The 10,834-nt window shown below is 71.7% G+C and carries 9 protein-coding genes; 3 read left to right on the forward strand and 6 right to left on the reverse strand.

Annotated elements, in window-relative coordinates; all coding sequences use genetic code 11:
• The first annotated feature begins 82 nt into the window (after positions 1 to 82).
• Complete coding sequence (locus AB0I91_RS37565) at positions 83 to 691, forward strand: DUF4360 domain-containing protein (protein ID WP_498779566.1); 609 nt, start codon at positions 83 to 85, stop codon at positions 689 to 691.
• Between the two features lie 180 nt (positions 692 to 871).
• Here the strand turns inward: AB0I91_RS37565 and AB0I91_RS37570 are convergent, their stop codons facing one another.
• The 4 genes from AB0I91_RS37570 to AB0I91_RS37585 form a co-directional block, all read right to left on the reverse strand.
• Positions 872 to 2,323, reverse strand: coding sequence for a glutamate synthase subunit beta (locus AB0I91_RS37570; RefSeq protein ID WP_499641115.1), 1,452 nt, complete (start codon positions 2,321 to 2,323; stop codon positions 872 to 874).
• Positions 2,316 to 6,803: a glutamate synthase large subunit gene (gltB, locus tag AB0I91_RS37575; protein ID WP_499641117.1), complete on the reverse strand. Its 4,488-nt coding sequence runs from the start codon at positions 6,801 to 6,803 to the stop codon at positions 2,316 to 2,318. The genes AB0I91_RS37570 and gltB overlap by 8 nt, the downstream gene beginning before the upstream one ends.
• A 382-nt stretch (positions 6,804 to 7,185) precedes the next feature.
• Entirely contained in the window at positions 7,186 to 7,398 is a 213-nt protein-coding gene (locus AB0I91_RS37580; RefSeq protein WP_498779519.1) for a hypothetical protein, read from the reverse strand.
• Between the two features lie 140 nt (positions 7,399 to 7,538).
• Complete coding sequence (locus tag AB0I91_RS37585) at positions 7,539 to 8,243, reverse strand: VIT1/CCC1 transporter family protein (RefSeq protein ID WP_499641119.1); 705 nt, start codon at positions 8,241 to 8,243, stop codon at positions 7,539 to 7,541.
• 133 nt (positions 8,244 to 8,376) lie between these two features.
• Here AB0I91_RS37585 and AB0I91_RS37590 point away from each other — a divergent pair, with 133 nt between their 5' ends.
• On the forward strand, positions 8,377 to 9,003 hold the full coding sequence (locus AB0I91_RS37590; protein WP_498779515.1) for a peptidoglycan recognition protein family protein: 627 nt from the start codon (positions 8,377 to 8,379) through the stop codon (positions 9,001 to 9,003).
• A gap of 25 nt (positions 9,004 to 9,028) precedes the next feature.
• On the opposite strand, the gene AB0I91_RS37595 is transcribed toward AB0I91_RS37590, so the two are convergent.
• Positions 9,029 to 9,574, reverse strand: coding sequence for a hypothetical protein (locus AB0I91_RS37595; protein ID WP_498779514.1), 546 nt, complete (start codon positions 9,572 to 9,574; stop codon positions 9,029 to 9,031).
• 43 nt (positions 9,575 to 9,617) lie between these two features.
• Positions 9,618 to 9,968, reverse strand: a complete 351-nt coding sequence (locus AB0I91_RS37600; protein WP_498779512.1) for an ArsR/SmtB family transcription factor — start codon at positions 9,966 to 9,968, stop codon at positions 9,618 to 9,620.
• A 93-nt stretch (positions 9,969 to 10,061) separates the two neighbouring features.
• Between AB0I91_RS37600 and AB0I91_RS37605 the strand changes: the two genes are divergently transcribed.
• Positions 10,062 to 10,793, forward strand: a complete 732-nt coding sequence (locus AB0I91_RS37605) for an SDR family NAD(P)-dependent oxidoreductase (protein ID WP_498779510.1) — start codon at positions 10,062 to 10,064, stop codon at positions 10,791 to 10,793.
• Positions 10,794 to 10,834 lie beyond the last annotated feature (41 nt).

Consider the following 10,834-nt stretch of genomic DNA (forward strand, 5'->3'; position numbering starts at 1 on the left):
ACTTGCGTCAATTCGCCGCCGATACCGTGCTCAATGACGAGTCGGAAGGTGCTGCATGTTCAATTTCGTGGCGGCCGTCACCATGGCGGCGGCGGTGATCATCATTCCTCCCGGCGGGGCGCCGAACACCACCCCGCCGCCGGATCACATGACCATCGACGTGGTGACCGTCAACGGATCCGGATGCCCGGCCGGTACCGCGGCCGTGGCGGTCTCTCCGGACAACAAGGCGTTCACCGTCACCTACAGCCAGTTCATGGCGCAGGTGGGCGTAGGCGCGCTGCCCACCGATTTCCGGAAGAACTGCCAGCTCAACCTGAGGCTGAACATCCCACAGGGGTTCACCTACGGCATCGCGCAAACCGACTATCGCGGCTTCGCCCACCTCGAGCGGGGCGCGACCGGTCTGGAACGGGCCAACTACTACTTCCAGGGCATGTCGCCGACGGCGTACCGGAGCCACAGCTACGCGGGACCGTTCAGCGACGACTGGCAGGCCACCGACACCACCGAACTCGCCGCGATCGTCTACCACCCGTGCGGCGAGCAACGGCTGTTCAACATCAACACGGAGTTGCGGGTGAGCGCCGGGTCGTCCGACACGACGACGACCACCAGCTTCATGTCCATGGACTCCACGGACGGCAGCGTCGAGACGACTTACCACTTCGCCTGGAAGACCTGCCCGTGAGCGAACCGGCCCGGTGAGTGGTGGTCCCCACCCACCGGACCGGCCCGCCTGAGCGCGTGCGCGAAAGGCTCGACCGGTAGGCGCACGCGCCGCTTCGACTTCCCGCGCGGCCGGACCACGCTGTCCGGCCGCGCGGGAAGGCCGTCCCCGGCCGCACGTCGTTGTGCGGCCGGGGACGAGTCACACGAGCGGCCGGTCGGTCGGCTCGATCGGCCTGGGCAGCACGGAGCGGCCCGTCAGGTAGGCGTCCACGCCGGCGGCGGCCGAGCGGCCCTCGGCGATGGCCCACACGATCAGCGACTGGCCGCGGCCCATGTCGCCGGCCACGAACACGCCGTCGACCGAGGTCGCGAACTCCTCGTCCCGCGCCACGTTGCCGCGCGCGTCGAGGTCGACGCCCAGCTCGGTGAGCAGGCCGTCCTTCTCGGGGCCGACGAAGCCCATCGCCAACGTCACCAGCTGCGCCGGGATCTCCCGCTCGCTGCCGGGCACCGGCTCGAACCGCCCGCCGGACGCCTCGACCTCGACCAGCTTCAACGCCCGCACCGCGCCCTCGTCGTCACCGAGGAACTCGACGGTGGACACCGAGTACAGCCGCTCGCCGCCCTCCTCGTGCGCCGACGTGACCCGGTAGAGCATCGGGTAGGTCGGCCACGGGTGCGCCTCGGCGCGCTTCTCCGGCGGCCGGGGCATGATCTCCAGCTGCGTCACGGACAACGCGCCCTGGCGGTGGGCCGTGCCGACGCAGTCCGCGCCGGTGTCGCCGCCGCCGATGACGACGACGTGCTTGCCCTCGGCGGTGATGGGCGGCGCGTCCAGCTCGCCGCGAGCCACCTTGTTGGCCCCCGGCAGGTACTCCATCGCCTGGTGCACGCCCGTCAGCGACCGGCCGGGCACCGGCAGGTCGCGCCACGCCGTCGCGCCGCCGGCCAGCACCACCGCGTCGTAGGACTCCCGCAGCTCCTCGACCGTGACGTCGACGCCGACGTTCACGTTCGTCCGGAACTCGGTGCCCTCGGCGCGCATCTGGTCGAGCCTGCGGTCCAGCCGCCACTTCTCCATCTTGAACTCGGGGATGCCGTAGCGCAGCAGCCCGCCGATCGCGTCGGCCCGCTCCAGCACCACGACCGAGTGACCGGCGCGGGTCAGCTGCTGCGCGGCGGCCAGGCCCGCCGGCCCGGAACCCACCACGGCCACCGAACGGCCGGTGCGCGCGACGGGCGGCTGGGGCGTGACCCAGCCCTCGTCCCACGCCCGGTCGATGATGGAGATCTCGACCCGCTTGATGGTGACGGGATCGCCGTTGATCCCCACCACGCACGCGGCCTCGCACGGCGCCGGGCACAACGTCCCGGTGAACTCCGGGAAGTTGTTGGTGGCGTGCAGCCGTTCCGAGGCCTTGCGCCAGTCGTCGCTGAACACCAGGTTGTTCCACTCGGGGATCAGGTTCCCCAGCGGACAGCCCTGGTGGCAGAACGGGATGCCGCAGTCCATGCACCGGCCGGCCTGCTTCTCCAGCTTGGGCCGCTCGAACTCCTCGTAGACCTCGCGCCAGTCGCGCAGGCGCAGGAAAACGGGACGGCTGCGCGGGGTCTCACGCTCGGTGGTGAGGAACCCACGAGGGTCAGCCATGAGACGCCTCCATGATCGCTTCGTTGACGTCCCGGCCCTCGAGCTCGGCCCGGGCCTGTGCCGCCAGCACCCTCTTGTAGTCCTTCGGCATGACCTTGGTGAACCGGTCCACCGCCAGGTCCCAGTCGGCCAGCAGCGCGTGCGCCACCGCCGAGTCCGTTTCCAGGTAGTGCTTCTCCACCGCGCGCCGCAGGAACTCGCGGTCCGCCTCGTCCACCGGGTCCAGGTCCACCATCTCGGGGTTGACCCGCGGCACGGCCGCGTCCAGCACGTAGGCGATGCCGCCGGACATGCCCGCGGCGAAGTTGCGCCCGGTCGCGCCGAGCACGACCACCCGGCCGCCGGTCATGTACTCGCACCCGTGGTCGCCGACGCCCTCGACGACGGCCAGCGCGCCCGAGTTGCGCACGCAGAACCGCTCGCCGACCTTGCCGCGCAGGAAGATCTCGCCGCCGGTCGCGCCGTAGCCGATCACGTTGCCGGCGATGATGTGCTGCTCGGCGGCGAACTGCGCGTCGGGCACCGGCCGGACGACGATCCGCCCGCCCGACAGGCCCTTGGCCACGTAGTCGTTCGCGTCGCCGATGAGCCGCAACGTGATGCCGCGCGGCACGAACGCGCCGAACGACTGCCCGGCCGTGCCGGTGAACGTGATGTCGATCGTGTCGTCGGGCAGGCCCTCGCCGCCCCACCGCTTGGTCACCTCGGAGCCGAGCATGGTGCCGACGGTGCGGTTGACGTTGCGCACCGGCAGTTCCAGCCGCACCCGGTCGCCGGAGGCGATCGCGCCCTCGGCGAGCTGGATCAGCGTGTTGTCCAGCGCCTTGTCCAGCCCGTGGTCCTGGGAGGTGGTGCGGTGCCGCGCCGCGCCCTCGGGCAGCGACGGCACGTGGAAGATCGGCGACAGGTCGAGCCCGGCCGCCTTCCAGTGGTCGACCGCGGCCCGCGTGTCGAGCAGGTCCGCGTGCCCGACGGCCTCGGCCAGGGTGCGGAAACCCAGCTGCGCCAGCAGCTCCCGGACCTCCTGCGCGACGAACTCGAAGAAGTTCACCACGTGCTCGGCCTTGCCCGCGAACTTCGCCCGCAGCACCGGGTTCTGCGTGGCCACGCCGACCGGACAGGTGTCCAGGTGGCAGACCCGCATCATGACGCAGCCCGAGACGACCAGGGGAGCGGTGGCGAAGCCGAACTCCTCCGCGCCGAGCAGCGCCGCGATCACCACGTCGCGCCCGGTCTTGAGCTGGCCGTCGGTCTGCACCACGATCCGGTCGCGCAACCGGTTGGCCAGCAGCGTCTGCTGCGTCTCGGCCAGGCCCAGCTCCCACGGTCCGCCCGCGTGCTTGATGGACGACAGGGGTGACGCGCCGGTGCCGCCGTCGTGGCCGGAGATCAGCACGACGTCCGCGTGCGCCTTGGAGACGCCCGCCGCGACCGTGCCGACGCCGACCTCGGAGACGAGCTTCACGTGGATGCGCGCCGCCGGGTTGGCGTTCTTCAGGTCGTGGATGAGCTGCGCCAGGTCCTCGATCGAGTAGATGTCGTGGTGCGGCGGCGGCGAGATCAGGCCGACGCCGGGCGTGGAGTGCCGGGTCTTGGCGATCCACGGGTACACCTTCGCGCCGGGCAGCTGGCCGCCCTCGCCGGGCTTCGCGCCCTGCGCCATCTTGATCTGGATGTCGTCGGCGTTGACCAGGTACTCGCTCGTCACGCCGAACCGGCCCGAGGCCACCTGCTTGATGGCGCTGCGCCGCGAGTCGCCGTTGGCGTCGGGGGTGAACCGCTCGGCGTCCTCGCCGCCCTCGCCGGTGTTGGACTTCGCGCCCAGCCGGTTCATCGCGATGGCCAGCACCTCGTGCATCTCCTGCGAGATGGACCCGTAGGAGATGGCGCCGGTGGCGAACCGCTTCACGATGGACGAGACCGGCTCGACCTCGTCGATCGGCACCGGCTCGCGCACGCCCTCCTTGAACGCGAACAGCCCGCGCAGCGTCATCAGCCGCTTGGCCTGCTCGTCCACGCCCCGCGTGTACTCCTTGAAGATGTCGTAACGCCCGGTGCGCGTGGAGTGCTGGAGCTTGAACACGGTCTGCGGGTTGAACAGGTGCGCCTCGCCCTCGCGGCGCCACTGGTAGTCGCCGCCGACCTCCAGCTCGCGGTGGTGCGCCCGGACGCCGTCGGCCGGGAACGCCATCCGGTGCCGCCGCGCCACTTCCTCGGCGATGACGTCGAAGCCGACGCCGCCCAGCCGCGAGGTGGTGCCGGTGAAGCACGTGGCCACGACCTCGTCACCGAGGCCGATCGCCTCGAAGATCTGCGCGCCGGTGTAGGAGGCCACGGTCGAGACGCCCATCTTGGACATCGTCTTGCGCACGCCCTTGCCCAGCGCCTTGATCAGGTTGCGGGTCGCCACCTCCGGCTCGACGTCGGGCAGCTCCTCGACCGACGCCATGGCCAGGTACGGGTTCACCGCCTTCGCGCCGTAGCCGACGAGCAGCGCGATGTGGTGCACCTCGCGCGCGTCGCCCGACTCCACGATCAGGTCGACCTGGGTGCGGGTCTTCTCCCGCACCAGGTGGTGGTGCACCGCGCCGGTCAGCAGCAGCGACGGGATCGGCGCGTGCTCCTGGTCCACGCCCCGGTCCGACAGCACGACCAGCCGCGCGCCGTCCCGGATCGCCTGCGACACCTCGGCCCGGATCTCGTCCAGCCGCCGCACCAGCGCCTCGCCGCCGCCGGCCACCTCGTAGAGGCCGCGCACGGTGAACGTGCGGAACTCCGGCAGCGTGCCGTCGTCGTCCACGTGCACGAGCTTGGCCAGCTCGTCGTTGTCCAGCACGGGGAACGGCAACGAGATCCGGCGGCACGACGTGGCGTCGACCGACAGCAGGTTCGGCTCCGCGCCGAGCGTGGCGTGCAGCGAGGTCACCAGCTCCTCGCGGATCGCGTCCAGCGGCGGGTTGGTCACCTGGGCGAAGAGCTGCGTGAAGTAGTCGAACAGCTGCCGCGGCCGGTCCGACAGCGGCGCGAAGGGCGCGTCGTTGCCCATCGAGCCGATCGGTTCCGCGCCGGAGCGCGCCATCGGGCGCAGCAGCAGCGCCATTTCCTCTTCCGTGTAGCCGAACGCCTGCTGGCGGCGCACCAGGGACGAGTGCGTCGGCACCTCGCGCTCGCGCGCCGGGAGGTCGGCCAGGTGCAGGATGCCGTCGGCGACCCACTCCTGGTACGGGTGCTCGGCCGCGAGCTGCCCCTTGATCTCCTCGTCGTCGATGATCCGCCCCTGGGCGGTGTCGACCAGGAACATCCGGCCCGGCTCCAGCCGGCCCTTGCGCACGATCGTGGCCGGGTCGAGCTCCAGCACGCCCGCCTCGCTGCCGAGCACGACCAGGCCGTCCTCGGTGACCCAGTACCGGGCCGGGCGCAGGCCGTTGCGGTCGAGCACCGCGCCGATCAGCGTGCCGTCGGTGAACGCCACCAGCGCCGGGCCGTCCCACGGCTCCATGAGCGTGGAGTGGAACTCGTAGAACGCGCGCCGTTGCGCGTCCATCTCGGCGTGGTTCTCCCACGCCTCGGGGATCATCATCAGCACCGCGTGCGGCAGGCTGCGCCCGCCCAGGTGCAGCAGCTCCAGCACTTCGTCGAACGTCGCCGAGTCGCTGGCGCCGCGCGTGATGACCGGGAAGACCCGGGACAGGTCGCCGGGGATCAGGTCGGTGGCGAGCACCGACTCGCGCGCGTCCATCCAGTTCCGGTTGCCGCGCAACGTGTTGATCTCGCCGTTGTGCGCCACGTACCGGTACGGGTGGGCCAGCGGCCACGACGGGAACGTGTTGGTGGAGAACCGCGAGTGCACCAGGCCGATCGAGCTGGTGACCCGCTCGTCGGTCAGGTCGGGGAAGAACTTCTCCACCTGCGGCTCGGTGAGCATGCCCTTGTAGACGATCGTCCGCCCGGACAGGCTCGGGAAGTACACGTCGGTCGCGTGCTCGACGCGCTTGCGCACCACGAACGCCAGGCGTTCCAGTTCCAGGCCTTCCGCGCCACTGAGGAAGAGCTGGCTGAACGCGGGCATGGTGGTCTTCGCCGTGGGACCGACGTGGTCGGCGTCCACCGGCAGCGCGCGCCACCCGAGGACCGTCGCGCCCTCTTCGGCGGCGATGCGCTCGATCTGCTCCTTGACCTCGTCCTGACCCTCCTGGGGGAGGAACGCGGTGCCGACCGCGTAGCCGCCGGGCTCGGGCAAGGGGAAGCCGACGACCTCGCGGTAGAACGCGTCGGGCACCTGGATCAGGATGCCCGCGCCGTCACCGGTCTCCGGCTCGGCGCCGCGCGCTCCCCGGTGTTCGAGGTTGCGCAGCGCCACCAGGGCCTGGCTGACGATCGCGTGATTTCTGCGACCGGCCAGGTCGGCGACGAACGCGACACCGCAGGCGTCGTGCTCGTACTGCGGGTCGTAAAGGCCTTGCGGCTGGTGGTGGGTCACAACGGGCCCTCCCGTGGCGTCGTCCGGGCATACGGAGACGGCCGAACGCCCGCGCGCGGCTTTACGCGGACAGCTCGGCCTGCAGGTACTGGCTGTGGACCCACGCCCGAGAGATCGTCGGCGTGGGTTCCGCACTCCGTTGTGCGGGAGAACTGCACTTGCTCGTGCGCGCCTCGCGGCCGGATGGGGCCGTTCGGGAGCGCTTGGCGGTGCACCGGGATTGCCGGGGTCTTGTGACGATAGTGTGAATTCGCGGTTATGGCTCTAGTCCGACAGGGCGTCGTGGTGAATCACACCACTACTTGACGCCGTTCCGACCAACGGGGTACACCCGGTCGGACCAGAGTTTCGCTCACTTTCGGAACTTCAGTGCCGGGTGAAATCAGCTGCCGGCTCTTCTGGACTCCCGCCCGCAGCCCACCGCGACGACGAGGCACAGCGCCGCGAGCGCGCCCTGCCACCACGCGCCCTCGCTCACGGCCAAGATCACGTTGACGCCCGAGACCAGCGCGAACAGCGCCGCCAGCAGCGCCCAGAGCCGGCGTTCGGCCTTCGCGCCGCGCAGGAGGAGCAGTGATGTCGGTGGATGGGCCACGGCGCGCACCTCCGGTCCGGGCCTGCCGCGCTCGACGGCGACAAGTCGGCTGCGGGTACCCGCACTTTGCGTACCTCACACCTCCGGGTGGTGACTTTTTCCCGCGAACCACCGAGGGTGTGTGCGCTGCGTGATCACGGTCAGCCGACCGTTGCTCCGAACAGGAGGCCGACGTAGTACGTGACGATCATCGTGAGCGACCCGACGACCACGTTGCGGCGCACCGCGCGGCCGACGCGGCTCGACCCGAGGCGGGCGCTGATCACGCCGGTGAGCACCAGGCCGACCAGCACGGCCACCGCGCACGCCCACACCCGCCACCCGGTCGGCGGCAGCACGATCGCGACCAGCGGGATCAGCGCGCCCGCCGCGAACGCCACCAGCGACGCCCACGCGGCCTGCCACGGGCTGGTCAGGTTGTCCGGGTCGATCTGCAGCTCGGCCTCGGCGTGCGCGCGCAGGGCGTCCTGCTCGGTCAGCTCGCGGGCGACCCGCGCGGCGAGGTCCTCCGACAGCCCCTTGTCCTGGTAGATCTCGGCGAGCTCGCGTTCCTCCTCCTCGGGCATCTCGCGCAGCTCGCGCTCCTCGAGCCTGAGCGCGGCCCGCTCGGTGTCCCGCTGGGTGCTGACCGAGACGTACTCGCCGCCCGCCATGGACAGCGAGCCCGCCACGAGCCCGGCCAGGCCCGCCGCGAAGATCGCGGTGCGGTCGGTGGTGGCGCCCGCGACGCCGACCACGAGCCCGGCCGTCGACACGATGCCGTCGTTGGCGCCGAGGACGCCGGCGCGCAGCCGGTTGAGCCGGCCGGAGAGGTCGTCGCGGTGCGGTTCGCCGGGGTGCGTCATGACCGTGATCGAACCACCACTCGGCCAACGGGTGGCGTCGCTGCCGCGAACGGGTGAAAGCATGGACAGCGGGGGCGGGTTGCCCGCCGGGGGCCGGGGTGATCGGCTCCCGGCTGACGAATCAGGGGGAGCGGTGGTCAGCAGGCGTGCGGTGCTGCTCGGGGTCGGCGCGGTGGTCGGGTCGGTCGCGGCCACGTTGCCGCCCCGTGCGCCGCGACGGCGCATCGAGCGGTGCGCCGAGTGGGGTGCCCGGACGCCGGTCGACCGGCCGGTGGTATTGGGCCGCGGGCCGGAGCGGATCCTGGTGCACCACACGGCGACGGAGAACGTCGCGGACGGTTCGCGGCAGCACGCGCACGAGTTGGCGCGGTTCTTCCAGGCGCTGCACATGGACGCCAACGACTGGGGCGACACCGGGCAGCACTTCACCATCACGCGCGGCGGCGTGGTGCTGGAGGGGCGGCACGGCAGCGTGGACGCGTTGCTGGCCGGCGACCGGATGGTGGAGGGCGCGCACGCGTACGGGCAGAACCGGAACTCGATCGGGATCGAGAACGAGGGCACCTACGTCGACGAGGTGCCGCCCGCCGGGCAGTGGGACGCGCTGGTGTGGCTGTGCGTGGTGATCTGCCGGCAGTACTCGATCCCGCCGGCGGAGATCCACGGCCACCGGGACTTCTGGGACGGCACCGTGTGCCCGGGCGACGCCTTCCACGCGTTGCTGCCGAGGCTGCGCGCCGAGGTGACCCTGGCGGTGTAGGTCGGGCCGCGACCGGGCCGGGCGGTCAGCCGGCCTCGACGATCCGCCACTGCGGTCCGCCGACCCAGGTGGCCTCGAGCCGGGACCGGTGGCCGCCGCCGGTGAACTCGACCACGACGGCGTCCGCGGGCTGTTCGACGGTGGCGGCGAAGCCCTGGCGCGGGGTGGCCGAGATGGGCTCCATGTCCGAGGCGGAGAAGCTGATCGCGGCGACCCCGCCGTGCAGGGTGAAGCTGCGCAGGTAGACCGGTTCGCCGTCGCGCTCGGTCCAGGTGCCGTTCTCCGACGGCAGGGGTTGGGTGGTCGTGGTGGTGGTCGGCACGGCCGTCGTCGTCGTGGTCGGCGCGACGGTGGCGATCACCGCGACCGTGGTCGTGGTCGTGATGGGCGCGGCGGTGGTGGTCGTGGTGGTGGTCCGGGCGATCGCCGAGGACTGCGTGGGCCCGGCGACGACGCGCGGCCGCTCGGGCGCGCCCGCGTCCAGCACGAACCGGATGCCCAGCCAGGACAGCACCACCGCGACCGCCGTCGACGCCGACCACGCGGCGAAGTACTGCAGGCCCCTGGTCACGCGGACATCCTGCCGGCGGGACCGGCGCCGCGGACCCCTTCGCTCAGCACGCGGCGCCCGGGGTGGTGACGTGGTTGCCGACGTCGTCCCGGTCGGCGGCGGCGAGCACGGTGTCGAGCAGGTGCGGGAAGCGGGCGTCGATGTCCTCGCGGCGGAGCCGGATGAAGCAGCGGGTGCCCTCCTCGCGCCGCCAGGTCAGGCCCGCGGCGTTGAGCACCTTGAGGTGGTGGCTGAGCGTGGACTTGGCGACGGGCGCGTCGAACTCGCCGAAGTTGAACTCCTCGCCGTCGGCGAGCAGGCGGACCAGGCCGACGCGGAGGGGGTCGCTGAGCGCCGCCAGGACGTCGGTCAGGGTCAGCTGATCGACGTCCGGGTTGCGGTCGGCGTGGCGCACGTCTGCCAGTCTAGGTGTTCGATGTTTTGCGAACGTCGAACTGTCGGGGGTAGGTTGTTCGATGTTCACCGAACTTCGAACAAGGTGGGGATCATGGAGTTTGACGGGCAGCTCGCGCTGGTCACGGGCAGCACGGCGGGGATCGGCCGGGAGACCGCGCGGTTGCTGGCGGCCGGTGGCGCGACGGTGATCGTCACGGGGCGGGACGAGGCGCGCGGCGCCGAGACCGTGGCGTCGATCGAGGCGGAGGGCGGGCAGGCGAAGTTCCTCGCCGCCGACATGGCGGACCTGGGGTCGGTGCGGGCGCTGGCGGAGGCGGTCGGCGAGGTGGACGTGCTGGTCAACAACGCCGGCATCTTCCCGTTCGCGGCGACCGCGGACCAGGACGCGGAGGGCTTCCAGCGGCTGTTCGACGTGAACGTGCGGGCGCCGTTCTTCCTGACCGCCGCGCTGCTGCCGGGCATGGCGGCCCGGGGCCGGGGCAGCGTGGTCACCGTGTCGACGTCCGCGACCTCGTTCGCGGTGCCGGGTGCGGCGGCGTACTCGGCGACCAAGGCGGCCCTGGAGTCCCTGACCCGGACGTGGGCCGTGGAGTACCGCGGCACGGGGGTCCGCGTCAACGCGATCGCGCCGGGCGCCACCGTGACCGAGGGGACGCAGGCCCTCCTCCCCGACGCCGTCGACGAGACCGGCCGCAAGTCCCCGCTCGGCCGCACGGCTTCCGCGCGTGAGATCGCCGAGGCCATCGTCTTCCTCGCCTCGCCGCGCGCGAGCTACGTGCACGGCGAACTCCTCCAGGCCGACGGCGGCCGCACCATCGGCTGACCACCCGCGTGCCGAACGCTCAGGTCCCGCTGGGCCTGAGC

Source organism: Actinosynnema sp. NPDC049800 (genome assembly GCF_040656635.1).
Classification (GTDB): domain Bacteria; phylum Actinomycetota; class Actinomycetes; order Mycobacteriales; family Pseudonocardiaceae; genus Actinosynnema.

Bases quoted from the DNA above. Each gene is read 5' to 3' on its own strand.
- AB0I91_RS37585 (WP_499641119.1), bottom strand. From the start codon at position 8,243: ATGACGCACCCCGGCGAACCGCACCGCGACGACCTCTCCGGCCGGCTC.
- AB0I91_RS37565 (WP_498779566.1), top strand. From the start codon at position 83: ATGGCGGCGGCGGTGATCATCATTCCTCCCGGCGGGGCGCCGAACACC.
- AB0I91_RS37570 (WP_499641115.1), bottom strand. From the start codon at position 2,323: ATGGCTGACCCTCGTGGGTTCCTCACCACCGAGCGTGAGACCCCGCGC.
- AB0I91_RS37605 (WP_498779510.1), top strand. From the start codon at position 10,062: ATGGAGTTTGACGGGCAGCTCGCGCTGGTCACGGGCAGCACGGCGGGG.